Source organism: Sphingobium baderi, assembly GCF_001456115.1.
GTDB lineage: Bacteria > Pseudomonadota > Alphaproteobacteria > Sphingomonadales > Sphingomonadaceae > Sphingobium > Sphingobium baderi_A.
The window spans coordinates 850,898-876,304 of the sequence record NZ_CP013264.1; the positions used below are offsets into that span (position 1 = coordinate 850,898).

The window sequence follows — 25,407 nt, forward strand, 5'->3', positions numbered from 1 at the left end:
AATCAGATAAATACTTCCTCCATCGGGAGGGGTTTTCCGTTACGCCGGCCTTGCGTGAGGGCCGCGTAATAAGGACGTAATAGGCTCGAAGCGTGTTTTCGGGCTATCTTGGCGTGCAATCGGTGGCTTGGGCTCGAGGTCGTGTCGAATCCGGGCCTGACGGTAAGCTGGCTGTCCCACCGGACCCCTTCGGCCGGGGGCGACCCGCAGCGCCCCATTTCGCAATCCGCCTTGGCTCTGATCAGCCGCAACGCAGCCGCTCCCAGGGTCGCATCCTGCGCAGAGCCAATTTGCGCTTCATAGTTTCATGAAACTATGATTTAACGTTTTCATGAAACAGGCGGAGGCTCGCAGCGATGCCGATGACGAGCATCTTCAGATTCAAGTCCCAGGGGTGACCAAGCGCGATCTTGGTCAGAGGGCGCTCGATGCTCGCGAACCGATCCGCATGATCGTGCTGCGCGCGCTCCAGGCCTACGGCGTCAATGTGCCGGCCGAGGCAATCTCCGACCGCCGGAAGCGCAGCTAATGTCGGGCGATTTCGAGGCGCTGACCATCGACGACTACGCCAAGCAGGCTGCCCGCACGGACCAGCGTAGCGGAAAGAGCACTCTGGGTTTCTCGATGCTCGGATTGTTCGGCGAAGCGGGCAGCCTTCTGAGTGAGGCGAAAAAGAAACAGCGCGATGCTACCTCCTACCTCGGCTATGCCGATGCCGTCGCTGAAGAGCTCGGCGATGTTCTTTGGTATCTGGCGGCCGTCGCGCGCCGCAGCGCACTGGCGCTAAGCGACATCGCGGCAAATGCCGCGAGGGGCGACGACGAGTGGCGGGCCGGAGGCAATGGCGCCTTGAGCTTCCATGCGCTCCAGCCAGCCCACATTCCGCTGGCCAAGGCGCCCATGCCGCAGTTCGAGCACACGCTCCTCGCGCTCGCCGGCGAGGTCGGCGTCCTCGTCAATGGCTTCCAGTTGGGGGCGTTGACGCGAGACAAGGCGATGCTCGCTCGCCAGCTCGCGGCGGTCATGCGCAGGCTAATTCAGGCTGCCAACGATTCCGGGGTCACGATTGAGGCCGCCGCCGTCAAAAACCTTCACAAGATCTTTGACCGCTGGCCCCGCGAGAAAGTTTATCCGGCTCCGTCCGATTCGACGATGGACCCCGAGGAGCAGCTCCCGCGACGGATGACGATCGACGTCTATGAGCGCAAGGTTCGCGGACAGACCTTCGTCTATCAGCGATCGAGCGGCGTCTATGTCGGGGACCGGCTCACCGACAATGCGGTCGAACCCGACGATTATCGCTTCCACGACGTCTTTCACTATGCGCATGTCGCGGTCTTGGGCTGGTCGCCCGTCATCCGCGCATTGCTGCGCTTGAAGCGCAAGAGCGACCCCAAGCTCGATGATGCGGAGGATGGTGCGCGGGCGATCCTGATCGAGGAAGGCGTCACCTCATGGATTTTTGGCCAGGCCCAGCAGCTCCGCTACTTCGACAAGGTAAAATCAGGCGGCCTGCCGCTGGACATGCTCAAGCATGTCCGCCAGTTCGTCGCCGGTTACGAATCCGAACGCTGTCCGTTGTGGCTCTGGGAGGAAGCGATCCTCCAGGGCTACGCGGCCTTCCGCTTTCTCCAGAAACACCGGCGCGGTCGCGTCACGATCGACTTCGCCCATCGTCGCCTGCGTATCAAGGAACTGCCGTCATGACCCCCAAGCATTTCGTTTCTACTCTGGCGGCAACCGAACTTCCTTCCGTTTTCAATCCCTGGCGTGACCGCTGCGCCGTTCATGACCGGCGCGACGCGGCGGCCAAGCGGCGCGATAATTTGGAACGGCTGCTGACCGCTGCCTTGGACGCGAAGGTCGAGACCATCTGGATTGCCCGCGACCTCGGTTATCGCGGCGGCCGGCGCACGGGCGTCCCCCTCACCGATGAGGTTCATCTCGACCGGGCGGGTGCGTTGATGGGCGGCATCGCCCTTCAACGTGCGACGGAAGGCCCGGCGGTCGCCGAGCGGACAGCGGCGATTGTCTGGCGCGTGCTCGAACAGATCGGGCAGCCGGTCATGCTCTGGAACGTCTTCCCGTTCCATCCGCATGAAGTGGGCGATCCCTTGTCGAACCGTTGTCATACCCGCGGAGAACGCGAGGCGACCTGGCCTTTGCTTCAGGCGCTGATTGCGATGCTACAGCCCCGGCGCATTGTTGCGATCGGGCGCGATGCTCACCTAGCCCTTGGCGATGTCGGTATCCCGACGACGGCTGTCCGCCATCCGAGCTATGGCGGGCAGCGCGACTTCATCGAAGGCATGTTTGCGATGTACGGGATCGACGGCGACGCTCTCGAAGCGCCGCGTCTGCCGTTGGAGGCGCCTTATGCCGCGGCGAGGAGTTGCGCGCTCGCCTGATCGCAGCGCGCAAAAAGCTGCTGGAGATCACCGCGATTCCATTTGCCGGTATCGATTTCGGCGTGGGTAGAGACGATCGTCAGCGGTCCAAGTCCAACCCCACCCTCCTTGGCGATGAACGATTGCAACCTACCGAGGCCGATCAGATTGCCCAGTAGCTTTTCGATGTAGAAATGGTTGCGGTAGAACGCGGTCATGGCGATCCGGCGTTGATCGCCTTTGCCGATCAGCTTGAGACTCGTAAAGCTCAGACACTGCCCGCCGTAAGGCGAATCGTTCACGTCGCGGGCAGGGTCGAAAACGCTCAGCTCGAACTTGTTGAGCGCGCGCACCTTCGGATTGCGCAGGCGCTCGACGATCCCCCAAATCTGATTGATCGGCGGCCCGTCGAGCTGCGGCAATTGCATCATTCGCTCGAAGTAATAGCCCGACCATGCTTCCTTCAGTCTGACCTTGGGCAGCACATTGTCGCGGAACCGGTCGAAGAACAGCGGCGCGCCATGGCGGTGATAGAGCGCTGCCGGGAAGATCGTGTTGGCAACCGTCTCGATCGGCTTCTTGCCTCGACCAGCGAGAAAGGCGTCCACTTCGGCGACGACAGGATCAGCAAGGTTCGCACGCGCTGAGGGATCGGCAACGTCGATGATCACGTTGTAGGCCTGATGGCCGGCTGCGCCGTCAACGAGACGCACCGCCTCGCGCCACGCGGAAACGCAGTCAGGCTGCGAGGGTACTGGAAGATACATCGACTTCCTCCATCAAATTCGCGGTGGCGAAGAGCCGCGGCGCCAGGAACCGTTCCGTGAGCCATGCGTGTCCGTCGAGGCCCCATCCTGTACCCCAGCTATTACGGACGAGAATTGCGGTCGTGCCGTCGACCTTGCCGTGGCCTACGGCGATCACGGCATGGCGCTGGCTCGGCTCAGGCTGTTCGTCATTGGCCGGATCGACGACTCCATCGCCTGCCGGCATGAAGAAGGAGCGCGAGAGCATCGTCAGAATTACGACTGGCCGACCCGTGTCGAGCAAGGCGATGATCGAGGCGAGATTCTTCGTTCCCGACTGGCTATCGCGCCCATAGCGATCCCCGACCACAGCAGGCGGGTTCCACAGGCCGTGATCTTCGGGGACGGCTTCAAGATAGGGCCAGCCATGTTCCTCGGGTTGCCCGTCGCCGCGTAGTGCATCGAGCATCGCCGACAGCAGCGCGCCTTGTGCGGGCGAGCGGCCCGCACGCCGCTGGGCGTGATAGAAGGCAAATTCGCAGGATAGCGGCGCCCATCCATCACGCAGCCCGGCATGAGCATCGCTTGCGGCAAAGGCCATGCAGGTCGGTCGCGCGCCCTGATCGCGCGCAGCACCGAACAAGAGCCGAAGATCGGTCGTGATCTCGATCATGGGAGCTAGGCGGCCTCGAGCAGATGCCGCCGCTCGGCGCGCGAAAGACCTTCGGGTTCGGGGCCGGTCAGGTCGAAGTCGAACGTCAGATGGGCCAACGCCGGCACCGGCTGCCATGGCCGCCGTTCCTCGATCGACATCCGACCTCTCTGCGCCGCCTCGATGGCGGCCGTGACCCGCCGAACGATCGGCCCGCCGATCCCATCAGCATCGACCGCTTCGCGGTCGTCGCGGACGATGGCGAAACCGCTCGCGATAAGCTGGTCGAAATCCCACAAATACCCGCCACCGCTATGCTCCTTAAGCCGGAGCACGAACAGGTCGTTGCGGCTGCCGTCGATTCTCGTGCTGGCATCGCGTTCGGTCAGGAGCCAGACGTCGCCACGATAATTGGCCGGGCGATAATCCTTGAGCAGATCGACTTTCAGCGCGCGCGGCTGTGTCCGCAGCAGATCGGTCATAGTCGATTGCGAGATCAGATTGTAGCGCAGCAGCGTTCGGGACGTCGCTTCGTAGCTGGCCCCCAGGCGAAGCGAGAGTTGGTACACGACGTTGGGACGGCGAAAATCATCGACCTGCCAATCCTGGCGCGCGCTGTGCGACAGGATCAGCCATTTTGGCATCATGAAGGCGATGGCAAAGGCGTCCGCCTCGGTTTCCTGAAACAGCCCACCCGGTTCGGGCGAGTTCGGCATCCGCCGCAAGATGCTTTCGTCATCCAGGCTGGGTTGATGTTGCATCGAGAAATGGCCCAGCTCATGAGCGGCCGTGAAGCGCTGAATGCTCATTGGCCGCTCCGTCGTCACCAGGACGCCATGCGCCGGCACGCTCAGATAGGCACCGAGCAGCCCCTTCAGTGGCCGGAGCAACAACGGGAGGTCAACGGCGTGGATCGCGCTGAACACATCGACATTGCCGCCCTGCTGTTCAATCACTTCGCGCGTATTCAACTGCCGATGAAGCCGCCCAGCGGCCATGGCCCCGGCTCGAACCGCGCTCGCGTAGTCGAGCGCCATGGTCAGCCCTGTCCTCCGCCCGACCGCGCGCGCAGATAGTCGGCGAAGCGGCCCAACTCTTCGCGGTCCTGCGTGGACAGATCAGCAACGCGCCGCGCCAAATGTGCGACATCTGCCGGCAGGCTGGCCGAGGCTTCGTCCTCGCCAGTGAAATAGCCGACCGACTGCCGATATAGCCGCGCGAGGCGAGTCAACTCGATCGCCTCGACGCGGCGCTGCCCGTTTTCAATATCGGTGAGTCCTGTGCGCGGGATCTTGAGATAGGCCGCCACCTCTTCTTGTTTTAGGCCCAGATATTTCCGGGCCTCGCGCAGCCGCTCTCCCAAGCGTCGCCGCTCCTCCTCGTCGTCCTCGTGACGCAATGCGAGATTGGTCATGGCTTCGATCCTTTCTTGCGAATCCATACGCGCTCGATCTTGGGAACAAGATGTTCGAGCGCAGCTTCGATCGAACTGTAGCCACCCGTGCGGACGATGCTCTCGCGCAGCTCGAAGCCGACAACAGGTTCAAGCGCGCACAGCGTATCGACGACCGACAGCGAATCCATCGGAATGGGAGCCTTGATGATCTTCGGCTTATCCGGGGGAAGCGGAATGCCGCGAACCTGCGCCTCCGCCTTTGCCACTTCGATGAGCTCAGCCACGAGCGTTGCAATGACGTCGCTCTTGGGGAATGCTACCGTAACCGGCTTGGTAGGTGCAATTGTCGCCATCTACGCCTCGCACGATTTGCCTACATGGGTTACATATAGTGTCTGATATTCAGACATGCAAGAGAGAAGTAATCGTGTGAAAGGGCATGGCGCCTCCCTGCGGGATCGCCGCTCTATCTCCGCTTCGCTCCGACCGAACCCCTGACGGGTTTCGTCCGATTCCGGTGACGATCAGCCTGGCGGGACGGCGTATCCACGCCGATCCGTAAATCCGCCCCTGCGGATTTGCGCTTTTCCGTATCTGCGGAGATCGGGCCAGGGCGTGCGCCGGCCCATTCGCGTTGATTTGGCACTCCCGCTATGGGGTGGGCGACGCTTCCCTTTAGGCCCGCCGCGCCGGGCCGCAACGCGCGCAGGCGCGCTTACCTCCTCTTCGTTCCGGCCCTGCGGGTGCTGCCCGGCTCCGCCGGCGGGCCTGCCGGTCGCTCTTTCGCCGCCCACCCCATTCCGGGGTGTGTGTGGTTTTAGAAGGAGTAGTGTGATGAACGCTGTTACCGAAACCATTGCCGCCGATCCTGTGTCAGGCATCGAGATTTTCGTGCCGCTCGCCAAGCTCAAGAAGTCCCCGCGCAACGCCCGCAAGGTGCCGCATGGGGGAGCCGCTATCGAGGCGCTGGCTGCGTCGATCCAGCACAAGGGGCTGATCCAGAACCTTGTCGTGGAACCCGAGGTCAAGGAGGACGGGACGCCGACCGGCTATTATCTCGTCACCGCTGGCGAGGGCCGCAGGCTGGCGATGCTGCTGCGCGCCAAGCGTAAGCAGATCAGGAAGTCCGAGCCTGTCCGCTGCTGGCTCGATACGCAGAACGATCCGTCCGAGATCAGTCTGGACGAGAACGTGACCCGGACACCGATGCATCCCGCCGACCAGTTCGAGCGGTTCGCGGAGCTTGCGGACGGCAAGGGCTGGGGCGCGGAAGAGATCGGCGCGCGGTTCGGCGTGTCGGCTGGCGTGGTGAAGCAGCGGCTTCGCCTTGGTGCCGTCAGCCCGAAGCTGTTGCAGGTCTATCGCGAGGATGGCCTGACCTTGGACCAGCTTATGGCCTTCGCCATCACCGAGGACCACGCCCGGCAGGAGCAGGTGTTCGAGAACCTGCATCATAATCGCGAGCCGTGGATCATCCGGCGCGACATGACCGCCGCCAACGTGCCTGCCGCCGACCGGCGCGCGGTGTTCGTCGGGGCCGACTCCTATATCGAGGCGGGCGGCACCATCATCCGTGACCTGTTCAGCGAGGACCGGGGCGGTTTCTTCGAGGATGCGGGCTTGCTCGACATGCTCGCCATCGAGAAGCTGCGCGAGATCGCTGGGACCGTGCAGACCGAGGGCTGGAAATGGGCCGAGGCGCATATCGACTATCCCCACGCCCACGGGATGCGGCGCTTCTATCCGCAGTCCGTCGCCCTGTCCGACGAGGACGAGGCCCGGTTGGAGGCGCTGTCCACCGAGCATGACGAACTGGCCGAGGGTTATTCGTCCTATGACGAGATGCCCGAGGACGTGGCGACGAAGCTGGAGGCGGTGTCCGACGAGATCGACGCCATTTCGGCCAAGCGTTACGCCCACGACGCCAACGTGATCGCGCATGGCGGCGTGTTCGTGGTGCTGAACCATGACGGCGTTCCCCGTCTCGAGCGCGGTTTCGTCCGTCCCGAGGACGAGGCGCTGGCCGACCCGCAGCCCGAGGATGAGGGCGAAGGCGAAGCCATCGACCCGGAAGCCGTCGCGGACGAGCAGGCCGGGGACGGCGACGAGGACGAGCAGCAAATCGAGGAAGAGGACGAGGAACCGGGCAGGCCGATTTCCGACAGCCTCACCCGCGACCTGTCCGCCCATCGGACGCTGGCCTTGCGTGTCGCCCTTGGCGAGCGGCCCGATCTGGCGCTGATCGCCCTGACCCACACGCTCACGGCGCAGTTGTTCTACAGCTACACCGAGGCCGGTTGCCTTGAGGTTCGTCCGACCGCGACGCCACTTGGCAGCCATGCGGACGGGATCGAGGATACGCCGCTTGCAGCCAAGGCGAACGAGTCCCGCGAGGCATGGGCCGAGCGGATGCCGCGTGACGTGGTGGACCTGTGGGGCTTCGTCGCCGGGTTGGACGACGGGAAGCGGCTGGCGCTGCTGGCGCATTGCGCGTCCCGTACCGTCAATGCGCTGCGCCTGCCGTGGGACCGCAAGCCCCGCTCGCTGCAAACGGCGGACAGGCTGGCGAGCGCGCTGGCGCTGGACGTGGCGAAGGACTGGACGCCGACCGTGGACAGCTATCTTGGCCGCGTCACCAAGGCGCATATCGTGGAGGCCGTGACCGAAGGCGTGTCGGAGGACGCCGCCCGCCGGATCGCGGACATGAAGAAGCCCGATATGGCGCAGGCGGCCGAGCAGCTTCTGGTCGGGACCGGCTGGCTTCCCGCTATCCTGCGGACGCCCGAGCCAGAGGCGGAGCAGCCCGCACCCGACGAGGCCGAGGATGCCGGGATCGTGGAGCAGCCGTCCGAGATGGAGGCTCCCGATACCGAAACGGAGGAAAGCGAAGCGTCCTACGCCGTCGCCGCCGAATAGCGGCATTGGGCCGGGGCCGCGCGAGTGGTCCCGGCCTGCCTTCGTCGGCCCTAAAAAATCGCGGCCGCGCCCTTTCCGGGCGCGGCGCTTTTCGTCGCGCAAGATCAGGGACGCGGCGGCATATGGCCGGCATCGAGCCGACGATGGATGAGGGAGACGAGCGTCAGAAGATCTTCGGCGTCGGTCTTGGTCATAGGCCAATGGATACGCGCTTCATGGGCGGTCGGATTACGGAACATCCCGAACACCCCTTTGACCAGGTTGGCGAAACCGCCTTGCTCGCTGCGCTCGCTGGCCGTGCCGCGCGGATTGATCGCCAGCATCGGGGGATCGCCGCCCAGCACGCGGTCCACCAGCGTTCCCCCATCATCTGACAGGCCCGTCCTGACCCGCATCTTGTCGGCGACGCTTTTCACCGCCTCCTGAACCGCGTGGAAATAATCGTCGGCTAGCAGCTCCGCGCGGCAGAAGCGCAGCACGTCCGGGTGAACGCCGCGCGTCTCCAAATCGGTGCGCAATTCCTTCGCGCGGCGCTGCGCTTCCGGCAGGGTGGTCGCCTGTTCGACTGTTCCGATCTTTCCGGCTTCGCTAACCACGAGGCCGGCGAAGGCGAGGGCCTGGTTGAGACTGGCGCGCATGGGCTCGTAACGGTGCGGCTCGCGACTATAGCGGGCGGGGCTCATCGCATGGCGGATGAAGCCGAGGATGCGGGTGCGGTCCTGCCGGGCGTTCTGGCTGGCGGCGAAGGCGTTGTAGATGCGGTGCCGCTTGGTCATCTCGCCCGGATCGGTCATCTGACAGGTCGCTATCAGCATCGCGATCTCGGTCCCCTTGAGCCCCGCTTCCGTGTCGCCGAGCGCGCCAGCGATGGCTTCGAGCTGATCCTGCGAAAATAGTTTCGTCACCTGTCCTACTCCCCCGCGTGTCTCCACGGCCTCCCTTGGTCGAATCGGCAGCACCTTGGAACGTAGGATGAACATCGCGCAAGGCTGTTGGCGGAGTTGCCGACACAAACGTCAGCCATAGCAAATCCCATCTTTCCGAGCCGAACATCCCGGCGGCCTCTCCAATGGCTTGTCTGGCCGAGGCCGATCGCCTTCCCGCAAGGGCGTCGTTCGGCTTTTTTCCGCCGCCTTCGACTTTGCATCGCGAAGCAAAAAAGCCGCCCGTCGTCCAACCTCCTCTGCGTTCCGGCCGCAAGCGGTGCGGGTCGATCGTGCCCCGGCCGACGCCGAGCCATCGAGGCCGCGATGGGCGCGGTCCGAGCAGACAGGAGATCACGACATGGCCACGATCGGCACGTTCACCGCCAACAGCAAGGGCGAGTTCACCGGCGTCATCAAGACGCTTACCCTCAACACCAAGGCCAACTTCCGCCCGGTCGAGAAGGACGGCGAGAAGTCCCCCGACTTCCGCATCAGCGCCGCCAACATGGATATCGGGGCCGCCTGGAAAAAGACCAGCCGCGAAGGCCGCGACTATATCTCGGTCAAGCTGGACGATCCGAGCTTCCCGGCTCCCATCTATGCCACGCTGTCCGAAACCGAGATCGCTGGCGAATACGCCCTCATCTGGTCCCGCTAACCGGCCGACGACGCCCCGCTCAACCGAGCGGGGCGCTCGGCCGTCAACTTGGGAAAGGAAGGGTCGCCAGATACTCCCGGCTCGTAGCGATCACGCCGGACACAAAGGTGAAGCTGGTCGACAGAACTGACTCCAGCGACGCTTCCTCGATGTCCTCACCAGCGACCCGATAGTTTGTGACAATCTGAACCCCGACGTTCGGAAAGGGCTCAGCGGCTTCGCAGATCGCGTAGCTGTCGTTCGCGGCAAAATGATCCGCTGGCATCTCCACGATCCGGTGTTGCGGCGATCCAGGCGGGAACCATTGAACGGCGAGCGCTCCGGCGGTCCCGGTGGCCAACTCCCAATGTTTCGATTCCCGCGAAAGAATCCGGACCAGTTGGAGATAGTGGAGATAGGGACGGTGTGCCTCGCGTGCAGCGGTAAAGATGTTGATCCAGGGCTGGTCGAGATGAATCGCGACCTTCTTTTCGATGGCCTTGGCATAGTCATCGTCGTCGCGCTCGATCGGGAAATAAAGATTTCTCGGATTGGGGAGACCAGCGGATTTGCGCGCCGCAGCCGTGACATGGTCGAGCGCGTGGACGAGATTGTTGGCGACATCGGCCAGGACCGGCTTGGCCCGACGCTGCGCGCGCCGGTTGATCCGTAACTCGGCGCGATGCTGGCCCTCGGGCGAAATTGAGCGTCCGATGTTCCATAGCAGGTCAGGACCGGCGCCGAGGAGGCCGTTAAGCTCGCGCTTGTGCGCTTGGGCGCGCTCGAACAGCAATTGCGCGTCATCGAGAAGATCGGTGGCCCCCATGGTTCGGCCTTAGCTCCCTGGGCGTCTTCGCGCCATCACAACCCGGATAGCCGACAAACTGGAATTGTGATGCGCCGCAGACGCGGCGGATGCTTGGGGCGCTGCCCCCGGCGCCCTTCGGAGCGGCTTCCGCCCAGCTTCCTCCACGCTTCGCGTTCCGTGCAGCCGGTTCCCCGCGAAGCCGCCCACTCCGGTTGCACCCCCGGTCTCGCCGACGGGCAGGGTTTCAGCGTGGCGCTCCGCTGCGCGAAAACCCAAGCCCAAGGAGGTCAAAATGCACTATCAGCTTGCCACCCGGTTCGGTCGCAACGCCCATCAGATCAGCGGCCGGGAGCCGCTCGACAAGGTCGCGTCCGTCAATGTGGTGTAGAATTGGGTGTGGCCAGCGGACTGCATTTTCAGGCGGCCTTGGGTGTAATCTGTAGCGGCTGTGCCTCCTCGATCATTGGTGTAGCAAGGGCGGCCATGCCCTCGATCTGCATGTAGCGGTGCTGGAGCTGGTATTCGTCATTCTGCTCCAGCAGGACGGCGCCGACGAGGCGGATGATGCTATCCTCGTTCGGGAAGATGCCGACGACATCGGCGCGGCGCTTCACTTCCTTGTTCAGGCGTTCCAGTGGATTGGTGGAATGTAATTTGACGCGGTGCTGCTCGGGGAAGGTCATGTAGGCCAGCACGTCGTGCTCGGCATCGTCCATGCAGGCGCCGAGCTTTGGCCAGCGGGTACGCAACTGGTCGGCGACCTGGCGCCAGACCTGTGTCGCGGCGGCATGGTCGGGCTGGAGGAAGACCTGGCGGATGGCAGCGGCGACGACGGTGTTCTGGCCCTTGGGCACGTAGGCCAGGGCATTGCGCATGAAGTGGACGCGGCACCGCTGCCAGGTGGCGCTGAGCACGCGAGTGATCGCTGCCTTGAGGCCCTCGTGGGCATCGGAGATGACCAGCTTCACGCCGGTCAGTCCGCGGCGTGCGAGGTCCTTGAGGAAGCTCGACCAGAATGGCTCGGCTTCGGAGGGTCCAATGTGAAGGCCAACGATTTCGCGCTTGCCCTCGGTGTTGACGGCAACGGCTATTATCGCGGCGACACTGACGATCCGCCCGCCCTCGCGCACCTTGAGGTAGGTAGCATCGAGCCAGAGGTAGGGCCAGTCGCCGGTGAGCGGCCGCTTAAGGAAGGCATGGACACGTTCGTCGATATCCTTGCACAGCTTGGACACCGAGGATTTGGAGATGCCGGTCATGCCCATGGCCTGCACCAGCTCGTCGACACGCCGGGTGCTGACGCCGGCGATCCACGCCTCCTGGATCACCGCGACCAGCGCCTTCTCGACGGTCTTCCTGGGTTCCAGGAAGCCAGGGAAGTAGGCGCCGGTCCGTAGCTTGGGAATCCTCAGGTTGAGCGTGCCGAGCCGGGTATCGAGGCTGCGGTCGCGGTAGCCGTTCCGCCAGGTCGTCCGGTCGCCGGAGCGCTCGTGTCGGCTAGCGCCGACCAGGCCATCGACGTCGGCCTCCATGATGATCTGTAATACGCTCTCGGCGATCGTGTGCAGGAAATCTCCATCTCCAGTCTTCGCCATCAGCTCGGCAAGCGGTAGTCTGTCGTCGGTCATCGGGATCAACTCCTCGGTGGGCGTGTGAAGTGTGGTAACTCCACCTTACCGATGAGCCCGGTGGCCACCGAGATCGAAATCGCATGGGGTGGGGCATGCCCCACCCCATGCGATCATCTCAATCTACACCAGAAATTACACCACGAGCGCGGACGCTAACCTCGACAACGAGGCGCTCTATCGGCACGTCCCGTCCATCTTCGCCCGCGAGCCGCACGGCAGTCGTTCGGATCGCTATGTCTATGTCCCGACCATCGACATCGTGGAGGGACTACGCCGTGAGGGATGGTTCCCGTTCTTCGCCGTCCAATCGGTGCCGCGTGACGGCTCGCGCCACGGCCACGCAAAGCACATGCTGCGCCTGCGCCGGGACGAAGGCATCGGCAAGCCCGAAGCCGCCGAAGTCATTATCGTCAACAGCCATGACGGGACCAGCGCCTATCAGATGTTCGCCGGGATGCTGCGTTTCGTTTGCACCAACAGCATGATCGCGGGTGAGCGGTTCGAAGAAGTCCGGGTGCCGCACAAGGGCAATATCGAGCACGACATTATCGAGGGCGTTTATACCGTCGCGGAAGACTTCCCCCGCCTGATCGACGCCAGCGAGACGATGAAGGAGGTCCGGCTTTCCGAAGACGAGCGGCGCTTGCTCGGAGAGGTGAGTTTGGTCGCTCGCTATGGGGAAGACGAAAGCCCGCTGCGGCCCGAACAGATCATCGAACCGCGCAGGCGTGAGGATGTTGGCGATAGCCTGTGGAGCACGTTCAACGTCATTCAGGAGAATGTGGTGCGGGGCGGCTTACAGGGCCGCAAGCGTAACGCCGAGGGCCGTATCCGCCGGGCGCAGACGCGCGCAATCAACGGCATCGACCAGAACGTGACGCTCAACCGTGCGCTCTGGACGCTGGCCGAGGGGATGCAGCGCTTGAAAGCGGGATGACCGTGACCGCCGCAGGGCTGGGCTTTCGGTCCTGCGGCGAACCTCCCCATTACCGCATAACCATCGACCCATCGACGGCCGCGCGTCCCGATGGTCCGCGCGGCCGTAAACGAAGCGGGCTCGCCGGGCGGATGCCCGGCTCGCGATTTAGATGTTTCCAATATTCAAAGACGACTATAATAGTCGTTTTCATGGCGTATAGCACTCGGCTCGTGAACGTGATCGTACATGATCACTTCCCGCCAGGTGCGGGCCGCTCGTGCGCTTCTCGGTTGGACACAGGAGATGCTTGCGGACAAGGCCCTTGTTGCTCTGACGGCACTCAAGCGTCTGGAGTCCGAGAACAAGCTGCCTGTGCGAGAGGATACACGCCATCAGGTGGCAAAGGCGCTGGAAAGTGCAGGGATCGTCTTTCTCGATTCGGACCGTGGCGAGGGTGTGATGGTGGTCCGCGGCGCGGCGAGCAAACCGTCAAAGTAAGATGCGCCGTCGCACGGGTTATCCCTGAAGCATCAACGGTCCATAGCGTGAGCGGTCTAATTACTTCGCTCCATTATGGTGTATATTCTGTGAAGCAGCGTCTGCGGGGGCGGGCGCTGAAATCGGAGCTTGGCGATGGCGATAGCCTCTTTCGAGGATCACGCTCCCGATGCGCCGCATGTCACCGACTATGACGAGCGCCACCATCAGACCTATTGGCGGCTGCTCGATGCGGCTGCGGAAAAGGCGGACTGGTGCGAGGTCGTTCGGATCATCTTCGGTATCGATCCCGCCGCCGAGCCCGAGCGCGCGCGCCTGATCTATGACTCTCATCTCGCCCGCGCGCGATGGATGACCGAGACAGGTTATCGCCACTATCTGAAACCGCCGCGTCTGTAGCTTTCTCGGCCGCATCCCTTTGATTAGCTTCCCATATGCTGACTTCGCGCCGCTATGGGGCGCGACGGCCGACAGGACTTCTCCCCTTCTCTCCAGCCGGGAAATTCTTGCGTGCGCTCGGCCGGATGTCGGGCTGGGAGCTACCGAATGCCGTCTGCGAAGGACTGGCGCACGCCGGTGGACGAAACCGGCGATGACGCGCTTCAATATCGCGACATTGCCATTGGCTATCTCAGCCGCAATTCTCGCTATCAGGCTGACTACGTCCGCGCACTGCGCCGTGTGAAGCGCCGCGAAATCACGGCCGACGAAGCCACGAGCGCCTTGGTACGCCGTTGGGGCATGAGCTTTCATGCCGCGCCGTCTTGGGCTTTCGACCCAAAACTTGCGATAGCGCGACCCGACCTCGCACCCGATGACATCGTCCTGGCCCGCGCACCGCCGGACCTCGCGTCAGCGCAACCCTTCGATGTCGCGGCGTTAGGCTCCGTTCGTGCGAAGATGACGTTTGAAGGCCGTCTTCATGTCATTCTAGCCGACGCTGATGGGGACGCACACGTCTGGGTACTCGATTCACCTGACCGGCCTCTCGCGGCGATGTTGCCGTTCGGTGCCAATCTCGCCATCGGCTTGGCTGCGGTCGAGCGTCTGCGTCGCCGCTTGCGCGGCCTTTCGGCAGGAGCTCCGCCGCTCAGGCCGCCGCCATCCCGCCGTCGGCATCTTCTGACCCTGCTTCGGGCACTGGATGGCCACCAGATAGGCGCGAGTCGTAGGGAATTGGCTGCCACACTAATCGATGCGGCCGTGCGCGCCTTCAGCGCAGCCGAATGGGTCGAAAGTCGCGAGCGCAAGCGGATTGGCCGATGGCTTGCCGAAGCCATCGAGCTAAGAGACGGCGGCTATACTCGCCTGCTTCGCGGCGATTAGGGGGGACATTCCCAGACCCCCTCGATGCTGTCCCTTCTCCGCGGCGGGGCGAATTCGCCACCATGCCCTCCTGTCCGCCGGTCCTGCTTTCCGGGGCCGGTCATCATCAGGAGGATCATCATGGACCAGCCTGTGGCCGTTACGACGCCGCGCTATCTCAAAACTCCCGACGCCGCGATTCACCTGGGGTTGTCGGCACGCACGCTGGAAAAGCACCGCTGCTATGGCACTGGTCCGGTGTTCCGCAGGCTCGGCGGTCGCATCGTTTATGCGATCGACGACCTTGAGGCCTGGGCGGCACTCGGCACCCGCCGCTCGACCTCTGATCCGGGCACCGGCGTCGTCCATCCGGCCAAGCGCCTGTCCACCGATTGCGTGCGTCGCTGACGATCATGCGCCGCGCCAACCCTTTTTCCGGGACGCCCAGCGTCGAGCGAACGCAGCTTGAGCTGTTCCGCTCGGTCCCCGGCGATCTCGCGCCCCGTGATGCGCAAGACCTCATGGCTTGGCCGTTCTTCAGCCTCGCCAAAACCCGGCGAGCTGTCCCGATCGAGTTCCGCATAGGCGCAACATGGATCTCCGTCGAGGCTGTCGCCGAGCATGGCATGGCGACTATTTGGGACGCCGACGTGCTGATCTGGGCGGCGAGTCAACTCATTGAGGCGCGTGACGCCGGGCGGCCAACCTCGCGCCTTATGGTGACGACGCCGCACGAGATATTGGCGTTCACGCAGCGCGGCACCGGTAAGGCGAGCTACGAGCGGCTGAAAGCCGCGCTCGACCGCCTGCAATCCACTACTGTCGCCACCTCGATCCGGCAGGAGCATCAGCGGCGGCGGCATCGCTTCTCGTGGATCAACGAGTGGCGCGAGTTGGCGGATGGCAACGGTCGCGCGCTCGGCATCGAACTGATCCTGCCTGACTGGTTCTACGCCGGCGTGCTGGACCGCGCGCTCGTGCTGACCATCGACCGCGCCTATTTCGAGCTGACCGGCGGTCTTGAACGCTGGCTCTACCGCATCGTGCGCAAACATGGCGGGCGGCAGCAAGGCGGCTGGAGCTTCGATGTTCCTCACTTGCACCTGAAGTCTGGCGTGCTTTCGCCGCTGCGCCGGTTCGCGTTCGAGTTGCGCACCATCGTCGCGCGCCAAGCGCTCCCCGGTTACGTCCTCTCGCTCGAACATGCGCTCGGTTGCGAGCGCCTGAGCTTCGCGCCTGTGCCGCCCGATCCGTTCGACGCCGCCATGCGCCGCGTCGGTCTCAAGCCTGTGGAGAACCGGCGATGAGACTCGGACGATCGGGAACAGCCGGATTCGGACCATCGGGAACGCGAAACACGGACTATTGGGAACGCCAGAGCTTCGGAAAGCCGCAGAAATCCTCGCGGAATCGAGGCCCCTCTAACAGTGCTAATAGATTCGAATCCTTCGGATTCTTGCTAACGGCGCGCGCGGCTGTGGACGGTCTGGCCCGTTCGGCGCGTCGCGGTTCGGTCGGCGGACCATCCGCTGGCTTCGTACCATCCTATCGCGACCCGTATCCCAGGAGACTCTCGATGATCGACGACCGGCCCCCGGCCGTGCGCGGTGGCGGCGCGTTCAGCGCGCTCGCCCGCGACGGCCTCACCCATGTCGAACTGACCTGGATCGAGAAGAGGCTCGAGCATTGGATACGCTTCGGCCGCATCGCCCAGGATCGCATCCTGACGCGCCGCACGCGCATCGTCAGCTTCCGGCCGGGCGCTGTCTTCGCCTTCGTTCTTTGGGCGTCGAACGACTTCGGAACCATCATTTCGCGCATTGACGTGGTGCGCGCGGTCGCGGCCAACGAGTCATACACAACGCTGCCGTTCGTGCGGCCTGGCGGGGATATCCTGCTCAAGATCGAGGGCTGGCCCAAGGTCCAGCAGGTGCTCGCCGTCATTGACGCGGTGGAGTCGGCCGGCGTCGATCCCTGCGATGCAGCCGCCGATCACTGGCGCCATGTTCACAACCGCATCGTCGCCGGTCATCAGCCGAGGCCCTACACGGCGGAGCGCCATCGCGCCTGGCTCAAGCGTCGGGAGATCGAGGGATGACGCGCCGCCGCTATATCATGGCAACCGCCATTGTCGCATCAGCCTTCGCAGTTTCGTTCGTCGCCATCGCCGTCGTTGATCCGTTTCCGCGCGTCATCTGGAACGCCAGCGCGAGCGCGCCGATCGGACTCTACCGCATCCATCCCGATCATGATCCACCCGCTGGTGCGCTGGTCGCGGTCACGCCGCCCCGGCGGTTGGCGCGATGGATGGCCGAGCGAGGCTATCTGCCCGAGGGCTTGCCGCTCCTGAAGCATGTCGCGGCGAAGGCCGGGCAGCGCCTCTGCCGGATCGGCGACGTGCTGAGCGTCGATGCGCGGCCGGTTGCCATCGCCCTTGCGCACGATCGCCGTGGCCGTCCGCTGCCCATCTGGCAGGGTTGCCGCACGCTCCGAACGGGCGATCTGCTGCTCCTCAACCCCGCCCATCCCGACAGTCTGGACGGCCGCTATTTTGGGCCGCTGCCGGCCTCAGCCGTCATCGGACGCGCGACGCCGCTGTATCTGTCCGCGCCGTCCTCAGCGCATCCTTCCGCCAACCACAAGGAGACTGGCCGTGCCCACCACGCACTTTGAATCCACCGGCGACGGCTATGCAGGCCGCGTCAGGCTGTTCGGCATCGACGAGGCGATTGTGCTCGTTCCGCTTGAACCGAACGACGCCGAGAATGCGCCCGACTACCGCATCCATCTCGATGATGAGGATGGCCCCGAAGTCGGCGGCGCCTGGAAACGGGTCGGCGAACGGGCGGGTGATTACATCGCGCTGGAGATCGACAGCCCGATCTTCCCGGCCCCGTTCCGGCCCGTGCTGTTCCGCGCCGATCCCGAGGGCCGGACGCTTTGGCTGTCGTGGCGGCGTCCGCGACCGCGCGAAGACCGGAGCTGATCGGTGCCTGTTCCGATCATCCATTTGTTCGCGGAAATGCCGTCTCATCCCTTCGTCCCGCTCGGTCGCAGGTCGGCCGGCGCGCACAGCGAAGGTCAAGGGCGGTTCCCGGCCGGCGCTTCGCGCGAACCCTTTACCGCAGCGAGCACGCTGGCAGGCTGGCGTCAGAGCGGGGGCGGATCGGCCGTCGTGGCCGCGATCCTGCTGCTGCTCGCGCCGGGCGCTGCGCTGGCACAGAATGCGCCGGCCGAACGGGTTGCGGCGAGCCATCCCCATGCCGGCCATGTCGCCGATGCGGCGCAGCGGTTCCGCATCCCGGAAGCCTGGATATGGGCGGTGGTGCGCGTCGAGAGCAACGGCAATTCCCGCGCTGTCTCGACTGCCGGGGCGACGGGTCTGATGCAGATCATGCCCGGGACCTGGGCGGGTCTACGCGCGCGCTATCGGCTCGGCTCCGATCCATTCGACGTGCGCGACAACATTATGGCGGGCGCGGCCTATCTGCGCGAGATGTTCGACCGCTACGGCAATGCGACCGCCATGCTCGCCGCGTATAATGCGGGACCGGGCCGCTACGACGAGCATCTCGCGCGCGGCCGTCCGCTGCCCGCCGAGACACGCGCCTATCTCATGAAACTGGCGGCGATCACCGGCGGTTCGGACGACACTCAGTTTGCTGCGGCACCAGCTCCCGATTCGCTTGCCTGGCGTCGTGCCGCACTGTTCGCGGAGCGTTCAGGACCGGCTTCGACTATGCCGGTGGACGCTGCAAACGATGCCAGGGCCGCGCAACCCGGACGCCCGCTAGCCGGCCGCACGGAGGTTGCGATGGTCGCAGCCACGCCACCCTCGACCGGCCTCTTCGTCCCGCTTTCTGGCCGGTCTCCGCCATGAGCCGCTCTCGCGCGTTCTGGCGAGCTTCGTCGCAGCCTTTCGCAGTGCCGGAAGCGGGAAGGCTTCAGGTTCTGCAGGCGAAGGGTCGAGGGCAAGATAAAGGGCGGCAATGTGCGACGCCATTTTGCCCCGGTCGTGGCCTTGTTTCTCAAGGCTTTTGGGCATTGCTGCGCAATGTGCGCGGAAACCGCGCAATGTGCGGCCACCGATGGACGCCAGCAAACAGCCGGGTTTGCCGCACATTGCGGGGCGTCGCGCGATGAGCCGCGACGACAATTTCCGCATCCGGCCAGGCCGCATTCGCTCGCAGGGAAGCCAGCGCTCTCGACCGATCATCGTCCAGGCGCTCGCCGCCGCCCAGCGTGCCGGCGGTCATGTTTCACGACGTGGCCGGATCGTCGCGCCGGGCAGTTCAACCTTCGGGCGTGGCCGGGTTGCGAGCGTGCGCGCGACCCACCGGCTCGGCCACCGATCGCGTCAGGTTATCGTCAAGGCGCGCGTGGTCCGGCAGGGCGGCCGGGCCTCGCTCGCTGCCCATCTCAATTATCTGCAACGCGATGGCGTCACCCGCGACGGCGAGAAGGGCGTGCTGTTCGGCGCCGAGGCGGACAGCCTCGACCGCAATGAATTCGCCGCTCGCTGCGAAAACGACCGGCACCATTTCCGCTTCATCGTCTCGCCCGAGGACGCGGACCACATGCGCGACCTCAAGGGCTTCACCCGCCAGCTTATGACGCGGATGGAATCGGACCTCGGCACCCGTCTCGACTGGCGAGCCGTCGAGCATTGGAATACCGACAACCCCCACGTCCACATCATCGTGCGCGGCATCGGTGAGGACGGGCAAAACCTCGTCATCTCGCGCGATTATATCGGCGAAGGGATGCGGGCGCAGGCGCGCGAGATCGTGACCCGCGAACTGGGCCTTCGTAGCGACCTCGACATCCGGCAATCGCTGGAGCGGCAGGTCGAGGCCGAACGCTGGACCGAGATCGACCGCGACTTGTCGCGCACCATGCAGCGTGATGGGCTGATCGACACGGCGCCTGCGCCCGCCGTGCAGCCGGATGGCGACCATGCGCTGCGAATGGGACGACTGCGCAAGCTGGAGCGGCTCGGTCTCGCCAACGAGATCGCGCCAGGCCAGTGGACGCTCGCGGACGACGCGCAGGCAGCCTTGCGCGAGCTGGGCGAGCGCGACGACATCATCAAGCGAATGCACAAGGCGATGACCGAGCGCGGCATCGATCGAGGCGCCGCCAGCTATGTGCTCGACGCCGATTCGGGCCGGCCGGTGATCGGGAAGTTGGTCGACCGCGGCTTGCATGACGAGCTGACCGGCGGCGCCTATGCGATCGTGGACGGGATCGACGGGCGCACGCATCACATCCGCTTTTCTGACATCGAGGCGACCGGCGATTGCAAGCCCGGCGCCATCGTCGAACTGCGCCGTTTCGAGGACCGCAAGGGCCGGCAGCGGGTGGCGCTCGCCGTCCGGTCGGACATGGACTTGTCAGCGCAGATCCATGCACCGGGCGCCACCTGGCTCGACCGCCGCAACCTTTCGAGCGATGGCCGCGATCTTGGCGGCGGTTTCGGAACCGAGGTGGGTGTCGCGATGGAAGCGCGCGCCGAGCATCTCGCCGACGAAGGCTTGGCGCGGCGGCAAGGCCAGCGCGTCATCTTCGCGCGCAATCTGCTCGACACGCTCAGGCGGCGCGAGCTGGACGCAGCCGCCAAGGACTTGTCGGCCGAGATCGGCTTGCCGCACGCGCCGTCCAAGGCCGGCGAATATGTTGCGGGCACGCTGCGCCAGCGTGTCACCCTTGCCTCTGGCCGCTTCGCCATGATCCACAACGGCTTGAGCTTCCAGCTCGTGCCCTGGTCGCCTTCGCTCGACCGCCAGATCGATAAGCACATCTCCGGCGTCATGCGCGGCGATGGCGGCGTTGACTGGTCGTTCGGGCGTGGGCGGGCGTTGGGACTTTAGGTCCGTGGTTGCGGACGATCCGGAACGGCAGCTCATAGGAAGATAAATCGGGATAGCGGACGTTTTTCGCCGCAAGTTCGGGAGTCAGCTTCGCGCCCTCTTATCAGACGTCCAAGGGCCCCTCGACTCTGCCCCAAAGCGGACATCCAATTCGCTGCTCTACACCATCTTCCGGTTTCGCCCTTGTGGCACTCGACGAGCCGAAGATTTCAAATTCATGAGCGAACAAGCGTTGCGCCTGGCGCGTTCGCGACGGGCATCTTGATACCCCATGGGTAGGTCGCTGGCGATCCATTCTCATATTGATAGACGGTGAGTGCCGGCAGATTGCGCTTGTCGTAGCTGCGGCCGAAGCTGATCACCACGCTGGTCGGCGCAACAAGCACAAGGTGAACTTGCCGGACATTAGTCGCACAAAGCTGGCGCGCCAAGTCGAAGAATTGCTGCGCCCATGCCGCCTGTTTCGCCGCTGACCAATGATGATCGATTGTCGGAGCAGGTAGCCCTAGCCGAATGACCGGCAGGCCTGGGAAGCGATGTGCGATAGCAACCCGATCCTCCGGGTAAGACACCGAGACCGCGACCACAACTTCGCTGGCATCACCGACCGTCTCGAGCCCGGTCAGCACCAATCGCTCGCCGTCGTCTGGTTCGTCGAGACCGCGCCAGCATTCTTGGGCCCGATCCCAGTCCAGCAGGGTCACACGGCCCTCATCATCTAGAAGAACCCCCATCAGAAAGGCGAACGGCACCGCGGCCATGCCGCCGGCAACGACCGTGAGGTCGCGACGGTCCCGGCCTGTCGAGTTCTGATGGATCATGTGCGGTAGGCTCTCGAGCCTGGCCAACGCCTGCTCGGGCGAAAGCAAAACGCCGTCCGCACCCTGCCGGATATCGAGTAGGAGTGAGACGCGCCGGTCCATAATCCCCGTGGGGACCGCGGAGATGAGCGGTTGTCCACTCATGTCCCGTAGCCCTCGCAGCTCGATCGCCAGCACTTGCTTGCGGCTCTCGCGTCGCAGATCGACAATCAGCCATAGTGCTCCACCGATAATCATTAGGGAGGCGAGCGTGAGGACAAGCGCCAAAACAAAGGCCGGTATGCCGGCACCGGAATCGAAGGACACATCAATCCGGCCGTTCTCGGTCGGGATGCCAACCGTCAGCGCGAACCCGGCAAAGGTCGCGAGGATCAGCGTCACGCCCCATTTGATGAGCCGCATGCCCGGCAGCGGGCGCAGGAAGATGAAATCGATCCAGGAGCGAATGAAATAGTCGAAATGCTTTTTCACGTCTGGTTCCCCTTCGCGCCGTCGATGATCTCGATCGGCTCCGGTGGCGCGCCGCGCTGGAACAGCGTCGCCGACAACAACAGCCGCCGCCACCAAGCCGTGCGCACGATCAGCAGCATGGCGAAGGGAATATCGCGCTCCCCCTCGACAAGATCTTGCATCGATGCGAGGTCGGTGGAGCTCGGAATGGGTAAATGGTTTGGGTGCGAATGCCATTCGCCGAGATAGTTGAACCGCGCGAAATCCGACGCGGTTTCCTCGTAGAATCGGTCGAGCGCGCAGTGGTGATGTTCGACCGATCGCACGAAATGAGCAGCGCTACCCGTCACTTCATCAATCGTAAAGTCGGCGAGCCTGAAATGGCCGGCCTCCACCTGTTCGGCCATGAGGATACCGCCGATCTCGCGCCGTCGCGCCTTGGCCAGCGCCTGGCGCATACGTGCGCGGAGCGGCTGCGTGAACTCAACCTTCATCCGCGGCCTCCTCGGCCTTGGGGAAAAACTCTCGCAGCAAACCGCCCAACTCGTCTCGCGCATTCTCGTCGGCGTCCGGACCCCATTGCCCCTCGGGCACAAGGTCGATCGGATAAGTGTCGAATGGCGCTGCGAAGATCCACTCACGCGCCATCCCGATTGCATAGGCCGAATTCGGAAGGGTGGTCGCGCCACCTTTGAGCAAGTCGATCGCCATGCGTCCGGCGTGAGCGGCGATGACTGAGACATCCGCGTCGTCGGCGATCAGCGGTGGCTTTTCTGCATCGATCTGCAGGCTGTATTGCTCGCCATCGCCACCGGTCCAGGGAATGCCATTGTCGTCGCACCAACGCAGTATCTGCCGCCGCGCAGCGTACGGCGGCGGATCGAGATCGGGGCGCGAGCGTGCGATCATGCCCCCAATGCCGCCGGCAAAGACTTCAGCCCAGATCAACGGCTTCCGTTCGGCACATGCCACCGCGCCACAAAGGTTGAAGATCTGCGCGTCTGCTGTCGCGTCGATGATCAGATCGCACTGGCCAATTTGCTGCAGCGCCGAGTCGGTCGATGCAGAACTTTCCTGTCCGCCGAGCAGCAATCGTCTTACGATCGTCTTGGTGGACGGATTGATGTCGCGGAGCCGCGCCGCCAGCGCATCAGGTTTATTGAGGCCGACCGCGCGCCAGTCGAGTTCATTGCGCACCAGATTGCCCGGTAGCAGCAGATCGCCATCGACCAGCACCAGCGTGCCGACGCCTGCACGGGTAAGGGTTGCCGCGATCTTCGATCCTACCGATCCGCAACCGACGATCGCGACGGATCGGTCCGCAAGCACCCCGTGCTCGGCAGACAGGCGTTGCTCGTTCGCCGGCGCGACGATCGTGCGGTAGACATAGACATCGCGGCTGCCGGTGCCCTGCGCGAGCGAATAGAGCCGCGCCGTCCCGCGATGAACCAGCAGCAGCGGCATCTCGGCGTCGGAAGCTGTCATGCGCTCCAGCGCCGGGGCGAAGTTCAGCGTGGTCAGAATGGTGTTCAGAAAGGCGTAGCTGCCTTCGAACGGGACGTTAGTTTCGTCGGGGAGCCGGACGGCAAATCCCTCGCGCGTGCGCGGCTCCGTGAGCGGCGGCGCGGCGGCCCATATAGGCGGGGCGTCGGGCGATCCCAGCCGGCGTGGATGCGCAAGCCAATGTTTCGCGAACCAATGTTCATCGAGCGTGAAAGGCTGAGCTTGCAAGAGCGGCTGCTCCACAAGGATATCCAGCAAGGCCGTGTTGAGGATCAGGCGCAGCTTGGTGTTGCGCACCTCCTGCGCGACAGTCTGGCGATGGGCGCTGGCGACATCGGCGACCTCACCATCTGAGGGACTTTCGCCCGACAGCAGCCGATAAGCGCTTCCGATCATCATCGCGCCCGTGAACTGCGGTTCCCAATTGTCGGGACGATATTCGAGGCAGAGCTCGCCCCCTGCGCCATATTGGTGACCCGAGATTCTCGCGCCGTCGCGGGGCGTCACCTGCGGCGGCACCGCCGGGAAAAAGTGCGGATAGGTCAGGCTGAGCGGGTAGCTGGCACCGAGATGGACGATGTCGAAATCCGCGACGAACTGGAGATCGTCGGTCAGCCGCCACTTGGCGGACTGGAGCCAGTCGGCTTCTTCAGCCAGCTCGGCGATCGCCTGCCGTTCGGCGCGGGCGCGGGACGGCAGATCGGTCCACCAGATCACGCAAAGCCTTGCGGCTTGGTCGGCGTGCGCGCGGTGTTGCTAAAGCTTGGGGTCGACAGCGCACCGGCGGCCGCCGCCGTCGCCCCGCGGAGCAGCCCAGCGGGCTTGCTGGCGCTCCGATCGGCTGCGCGCTTGGCCAGCTCCTGCCCGAGATGCGGCGACAGCGAGTCAGTGATTGAGTGTCGATCGGCAAGGCTCGCTGCATGGGCGAAGTCCCGCTGCGCCTGGCGCAGCCACGCATAGAAAGCCCGTTCACGCTCGGGGAATTCGGCCCATTTGTCGGCAAAATTCTCGAGCGGGTCACTCGGATTCGCGATCACTGCACGACCGCGCGTGTCACGCGCGATATAGGCTTCCATTCCGCTCAGAATCGACAGCAGCGCGTCGGCGATCTCTTCCTCGCCCTGATAGGCATGCGCCGCGAGCGTGGTGATGATGATCGAGATCGGACAGCAGTTGAGCTCATCCTTTACATACATGATATCGCGGTGCCGCTTCAGGATCATGATCGAGGATTGCAGCGGCGTGCGCACCTTATAGTCCGGGATCGCCTCGACGCTGGCCTTGACTGCATCGGCCATGGCGCGGCGGCGCTTCTCGAGCACGACGCGCATGCGGCTCTTGAACCAATCGAGATAGCCCTTGGGGTTCGAGCGTGGCCAATCGTGGGTGATCTGCTGATAGTCCAGCCGCTCGTTATCGGTGATCGCGATCGCGGTTGCCGCCCGGCTGGCGTCGAGACCCTTGCTATCGAGCAGGATGCGAACGTCCTGCGCATTGGGCAGTGCGGGCACGACGTCCATATGAAACTGCGCGCCATCAGCATAGTTGAGGGTCCAGCACCGGCGCCCCTCGCGGAGCGGCTTGGCCATCGCCTGAGAGCGGCGATAACCCTCCATTTCCGCGCCGACCAGTGCCTTGAGCGTCTCCTGTGAGAGTTGCGGCTTGCTGAGCGCCTTCAGTTCGCAAACTGCATCGACGTCATATTCCTCGTCGGCATGCAGCGGCTTGATTACCGTTCCGAGACCGAAGGAGCCTTGGACATACACGGCGGGATCATAGTCACGCAGCGTCGAGGCAGGACGATTGAACCATCGACCGAGCGACTGATAGCTCTCCTCCGCCTGCTCGTAGCGCGTATCGCTGATCTCGAGCTCATCGGCAAGCGCATCGAGATAGGTCTTGGCAATCGAGGTGGCTCTGGTCGCCATGAAATAACCCCCAA

The 25,407-nt window shown here is 64.2% G+C and carries 28 protein-coding genes; 16 read left to right on the plus strand and 12 right to left on the minus strand.

Annotation, left to right across the window (positions count from 1 at the left end):
* Positions 1-331 precede the first annotated feature (331 nt).
* From ATN00_RS04315 to ATN00_RS04325, 3 genes are read left to right on the plus strand one after another with little or no spacing between them, the layout of a single operon-like run.
* The gene (locus ATN00_RS04315) at positions 332-529 is read left to right on the plus strand and encodes a hypothetical protein (RefSeq protein ID WP_062062570.1); all 198 of its coding nucleotides are present in this window, start codon (positions 332-334) and stop codon (positions 527-529) included.
* The gene (locus ATN00_RS04320; protein WP_062062572.1) at positions 529-1,707 is read left to right on the plus strand and encodes a nucleoside triphosphate pyrophosphohydrolase family protein; all 1,179 of its coding nucleotides are present in this window, start codon (positions 529-531) and stop codon (positions 1,705-1,707) included. Before ATN00_RS04315 ends, ATN00_RS04320 begins: the two co-directional genes overlap by 1 nt.
* Complete coding sequence (locus ATN00_RS04325) at positions 1,704-2,408, plus strand: uracil-DNA glycosylase (RefSeq protein ID WP_062062574.1); 705 nt, start codon at positions 1,704-1,706, stop codon at positions 2,406-2,408. Before ATN00_RS04320 ends, ATN00_RS04325 begins: the two co-directional genes overlap by 4 nt.
* On the opposite strand, the gene ATN00_RS04330 is transcribed toward ATN00_RS04325, so the two are convergent.
* From ATN00_RS04330 to ATN00_RS04350, 5 genes are read right to left on the minus strand one after another with little or no spacing between them, the layout of a single operon-like run.
* On the minus strand, positions 2,375-3,154 hold the full coding sequence (locus ATN00_RS04330) for a hypothetical protein (protein ID WP_062062576.1): 780 nt from the start codon (positions 3,152-3,154) through the stop codon (positions 2,375-2,377). The genes ATN00_RS04325 and ATN00_RS04330 overlap by 34 nt on opposite strands.
* The gene (locus ATN00_RS04335; protein WP_062062578.1) at positions 3,126-3,806 is read right to left on the minus strand and encodes a C1 family peptidase; all 681 of its coding nucleotides are present in this window, start codon (positions 3,804-3,806) and stop codon (positions 3,126-3,128) included. Before ATN00_RS04335 ends, ATN00_RS04330 begins: the two co-directional genes overlap by 29 nt.
* 5 nt (positions 3,807-3,811) lie before the next feature.
* Positions 3,812-4,822 carry an ImmA/IrrE family metallo-endopeptidase gene (locus tag ATN00_RS04340; RefSeq protein ID WP_082635089.1) on the minus strand — a complete coding sequence of 337 codons (1,011 nt, stop codon included), beginning with the start codon at positions 4,820-4,822 and terminating at the stop codon, positions 3,812-3,814.
* A 2-nt stretch (positions 4,823-4,824) separates the two neighbouring features.
* Positions 4,825-5,199, minus strand: a complete 375-nt coding sequence (locus ATN00_RS04345; protein WP_062062580.1) for a helix-turn-helix domain-containing protein — start codon at positions 5,197-5,199, stop codon at positions 4,825-4,827.
* The gene (locus ATN00_RS04350; RefSeq protein WP_062062582.1) at positions 5,196-5,534 is read right to left on the minus strand and encodes a hypothetical protein; all 339 of its coding nucleotides are present in this window, start codon (positions 5,532-5,534) and stop codon (positions 5,196-5,198) included. The genes ATN00_RS04345 and ATN00_RS04350 overlap by 4 nt, the downstream gene beginning before the upstream one ends.
* 481 nt (positions 5,535-6,015) lie before the next feature.
* On the opposite strand from ATN00_RS04350, the gene ATN00_RS04355 reads away from it, so the two are divergent.
* Positions 6,016-8,097, plus strand: a complete 2,082-nt coding sequence (locus ATN00_RS04355) for a ParB/RepB/Spo0J family partition protein (protein WP_062062583.1) — start codon at positions 6,016-6,018, stop codon at positions 8,095-8,097.
* Positions 8,098-8,201: 104 nt separating this feature from the next.
* On the opposite strand, the gene ATN00_RS04360 is transcribed toward ATN00_RS04355, so the two are convergent.
* On the minus strand, positions 8,202-9,002 hold the full coding sequence (locus ATN00_RS04360; RefSeq protein WP_062062585.1) for a TIGR02391 family protein: 801 nt from the start codon (positions 9,000-9,002) through the stop codon (positions 8,202-8,204).
* A 379-nt stretch (positions 9,003-9,381) separates the two neighbouring features.
* On the opposite strand from ATN00_RS04360, the gene ATN00_RS04365 reads away from it, so the two are divergent.
* Entirely contained in the window at positions 9,382-9,681 is a 300-nt protein-coding gene (locus ATN00_RS04365; protein WP_062062588.1) for a DUF736 domain-containing protein, read from the plus strand.
* A gap of 43 nt (positions 9,682-9,724) precedes the next feature.
* Here the strand turns inward: ATN00_RS04365 and ATN00_RS04370 are convergent, their stop codons facing one another.
* Together ATN00_RS04370 and ATN00_RS04375 are read right to left on the minus strand one after the other, a co-directional pair.
* Positions 9,725-10,486, minus strand: coding sequence for a hypothetical protein (locus ATN00_RS04370; protein ID WP_062062591.1), 762 nt, complete (start codon positions 10,484-10,486; stop codon positions 9,725-9,727).
* 398 nt (positions 10,487-10,884) lie between these two features.
* Complete coding sequence (locus ATN00_RS04375; RefSeq protein WP_062062594.1) at positions 10,885-12,096, minus strand: IS256 family transposase; 1,212 nt, start codon at positions 12,094-12,096, stop codon at positions 10,885-10,887.
* Between the two features lie 112 nt (positions 12,097-12,208).
* Between ATN00_RS04375 and ATN00_RS04380 the strand changes: the two genes are divergently transcribed.
* The 11 genes from ATN00_RS04380 to ATN00_RS04430 all read left to right on the plus strand — a co-directional run bounded on the left by ATN00_RS04380 (position 12,209) and on the right by ATN00_RS04430 (position 20,691).
* Positions 12,209-13,036, plus strand: coding sequence for a DUF932 domain-containing protein (locus tag ATN00_RS04380; protein WP_062068398.1), 828 nt, complete (start codon positions 12,209-12,211; stop codon positions 13,034-13,036).
* Positions 13,037-13,264: 228 nt separating this feature from the next.
* Positions 13,265-13,516, plus strand: a complete 252-nt coding sequence (locus tag ATN00_RS04385; protein ID WP_062062597.1) for a helix-turn-helix domain-containing protein — start codon at positions 13,265-13,267, stop codon at positions 13,514-13,516.
* Between the two features lie 135 nt (positions 13,517-13,651).
* Entirely contained in the window at positions 13,652-13,915 is a 264-nt protein-coding gene (locus ATN00_RS04390; RefSeq protein ID WP_062062600.1) for a DUF2285 domain-containing protein, read from the plus strand.
* Positions 13,916-14,062: 147 nt separating this feature from the next.
* On the plus strand, positions 14,063-14,842 hold the full coding sequence (locus tag ATN00_RS04395) for a DNA -binding domain-containing protein (RefSeq protein ID WP_062062602.1): 780 nt from the start codon (positions 14,063-14,065) through the stop codon (positions 14,840-14,842).
* Positions 14,843-14,962: 120 nt separating this feature from the next.
* On the plus strand, positions 14,963-15,229 hold the full coding sequence (locus ATN00_RS04400; protein ID WP_062062605.1) for a helix-turn-helix transcriptional regulator: 267 nt from the start codon (positions 14,963-14,965) through the stop codon (positions 15,227-15,229).
* A gap of 5 nt (positions 15,230-15,234) precedes the next feature.
* Complete coding sequence (locus ATN00_RS04405; protein WP_062068400.1) at positions 15,235-16,128, plus strand: replication initiator protein A; 894 nt, start codon at positions 15,235-15,237, stop codon at positions 16,126-16,128.
* 269 nt (positions 16,129-16,397) lie between these two features.
* Positions 16,398-16,919, plus strand: a complete 522-nt coding sequence (locus ATN00_RS04410) for a DUF2840 domain-containing protein (protein WP_062062607.1) — start codon at positions 16,398-16,400, stop codon at positions 16,917-16,919.
* Positions 16,916-17,494, plus strand: coding sequence for a S26 family signal peptidase (locus ATN00_RS04415; RefSeq protein ID WP_062062610.1), 579 nt, complete (start codon positions 16,916-16,918; stop codon positions 17,492-17,494). Before ATN00_RS04410 ends, ATN00_RS04415 begins: the two co-directional genes overlap by 4 nt.
* Complete coding sequence (locus ATN00_RS04420; RefSeq protein WP_062062612.1) at positions 17,475-17,807, plus strand: DUF736 domain-containing protein; 333 nt, start codon at positions 17,475-17,477, stop codon at positions 17,805-17,807. The genes ATN00_RS04415 and ATN00_RS04420 overlap by 20 nt, the downstream gene beginning before the upstream one ends.
* Positions 17,808-17,810: 3 nt before the next feature.
* Complete coding sequence (locus ATN00_RS04425) at positions 17,811-18,701, plus strand: lytic transglycosylase domain-containing protein (protein WP_062062614.1); 891 nt, start codon at positions 17,811-17,813, stop codon at positions 18,699-18,701.
* A gap of 259 nt (positions 18,702-18,960) precedes the next feature.
* The gene (locus tag ATN00_RS04430) at positions 18,961-20,691 is read left to right on the plus strand and encodes a relaxase/mobilization nuclease domain-containing protein (RefSeq protein WP_062068402.1); all 1,731 of its coding nucleotides are present in this window, start codon (positions 18,961-18,963) and stop codon (positions 20,689-20,691) included.
* Positions 20,692-20,906: 215 nt separating this feature from the next.
* Here the strand turns inward: ATN00_RS04430 and ATN00_RS04435 are convergent, their stop codons facing one another.
* From ATN00_RS04435 to ATN00_RS04450, 4 genes are read right to left on the minus strand one after another with little or no spacing between them, the layout of a single operon-like run.
* Entirely contained in the window at positions 20,907-22,076 is a 1,170-nt protein-coding gene (locus ATN00_RS04435; protein ID WP_231746453.1) for an SAVED domain-containing protein, read from the minus strand.
* Positions 21,980-22,456, minus strand: coding sequence for a Mov34/MPN/PAD-1 family protein (locus ATN00_RS04440; RefSeq protein WP_062062617.1), 477 nt, complete (start codon positions 22,454-22,456; stop codon positions 21,980-21,982). Before ATN00_RS04440 ends, ATN00_RS04435 begins: the two co-directional genes overlap by 97 nt.
* Entirely contained in the window at positions 22,446-24,182 is a 1,737-nt protein-coding gene (locus tag ATN00_RS04445; RefSeq protein WP_062062620.1) for a ThiF family adenylyltransferase, read from the minus strand. Before ATN00_RS04445 ends, ATN00_RS04440 begins: the two co-directional genes overlap by 11 nt.
* Positions 24,179-25,393, minus strand: a complete 1,215-nt coding sequence (locus ATN00_RS04450) for a nucleotidyltransferase domain-containing protein (protein ID WP_062062623.1) — start codon at positions 25,391-25,393, stop codon at positions 24,179-24,181. The genes ATN00_RS04445 and ATN00_RS04450 overlap by 4 nt, the downstream gene beginning before the upstream one ends.
* Positions 25,394-25,407: the final 14 nt, after the last annotated feature.

Excerpts from the sequence above, each read along its gene's own strand:
- ATN00_RS04315 (WP_062062570.1), top strand. The coding sequence starts at position 332 with ATGAAACAGGCGGAGGCTCGCAGCGATGCCGATGACGAGCATCTTCAG.
- ATN00_RS04320 (WP_062062572.1), top strand. The coding sequence starts at position 529 with ATGTCGGGCGATTTCGAGGCGCTGACCATCGACGACTACGCCAAGCAG.
- ATN00_RS04325 (WP_062062574.1), top strand. The coding sequence starts at position 1,704 with ATGACCCCCAAGCATTTCGTTTCTACTCTGGCGGCAACCGAACTTCCT.
- ATN00_RS04330 (WP_062062576.1), bottom strand. The coding sequence starts at position 3,154 with ATGTATCTTCCAGTACCCTCGCAGCCTGACTGCGTTTCCGCGTGGCGC.
- ATN00_RS04335 (WP_062062578.1), bottom strand. The coding sequence starts at position 3,806 with ATGATCGAGATCACGACCGATCTTCGGCTCTTGTTCGGTGCTGCGCGC.
- ATN00_RS04340 (WP_082635089.1), bottom strand. The coding sequence starts at position 4,822 with ATGGCGCTCGACTACGCGAGCGCGGTTCGAGCCGGGGCCATGGCCGCT.
- ATN00_RS04345 (WP_062062580.1), bottom strand. The coding sequence starts at position 5,199 with ATGACCAATCTCGCATTGCGTCACGAGGACGACGAGGAGGAGCGGCGA.
- ATN00_RS04350 (WP_062062582.1), bottom strand. The coding sequence starts at position 5,534 with ATGGCGACAATTGCACCTACCAAGCCGGTTACGGTAGCATTCCCCAAG.
- ATN00_RS04355 (WP_062062583.1), top strand. The coding sequence starts at position 6,016 with ATGAACGCTGTTACCGAAACCATTGCCGCCGATCCTGTGTCAGGCATC.
- ATN00_RS04365 (WP_062062588.1), top strand. The coding sequence starts at position 9,382 with ATGGCCACGATCGGCACGTTCACCGCCAACAGCAAGGGCGAGTTCACC.
- ATN00_RS04370 (WP_062062591.1), bottom strand. The coding sequence starts at position 10,486 with ATGGGGGCCACCGATCTTCTCGATGACGCGCAATTGCTGTTCGAGCGC.
- ATN00_RS04375 (WP_062062594.1), bottom strand. The coding sequence starts at position 12,096 with ATGACCGACGACAGACTACCGCTTGCCGAGCTGATGGCGAAGACTGGA.
- ATN00_RS04385 (WP_062062597.1), top strand. The coding sequence starts at position 13,265 with ATGATCACTTCCCGCCAGGTGCGGGCCGCTCGTGCGCTTCTCGGTTGG.
- ATN00_RS04390 (WP_062062600.1), top strand. The coding sequence starts at position 13,652 with ATGGCGATAGCCTCTTTCGAGGATCACGCTCCCGATGCGCCGCATGTC.
- ATN00_RS04395 (WP_062062602.1), top strand. The coding sequence starts at position 14,063 with ATGCCGTCTGCGAAGGACTGGCGCACGCCGGTGGACGAAACCGGCGAT.
- ATN00_RS04400 (WP_062062605.1), top strand. The coding sequence starts at position 14,963 with ATGGACCAGCCTGTGGCCGTTACGACGCCGCGCTATCTCAAAACTCCC.
- ATN00_RS04405 (WP_062068400.1), top strand. The coding sequence starts at position 15,235 with ATGCGCCGCGCCAACCCTTTTTCCGGGACGCCCAGCGTCGAGCGAACG.
- ATN00_RS04410 (WP_062062607.1), top strand. The coding sequence starts at position 16,398 with ATGATCGACGACCGGCCCCCGGCCGTGCGCGGTGGCGGCGCGTTCAGC.
- ATN00_RS04415 (WP_062062610.1), top strand. The coding sequence starts at position 16,916 with ATGACGCGCCGCCGCTATATCATGGCAACCGCCATTGTCGCATCAGCC.
- ATN00_RS04430 (WP_062068402.1), top strand. The coding sequence starts at position 18,961 with ATGAGCCGCGACGACAATTTCCGCATCCGGCCAGGCCGCATTCGCTCG.
- ATN00_RS04440 (WP_062062617.1), bottom strand. The coding sequence starts at position 22,456 with ATGAAGGTTGAGTTCACGCAGCCGCTCCGCGCACGTATGCGCCAGGCG.
- ATN00_RS04450 (WP_062062623.1), bottom strand. The coding sequence starts at position 25,393 with ATGGCGACCAGAGCCACCTCGATTGCCAAGACCTATCTCGATGCGCTT.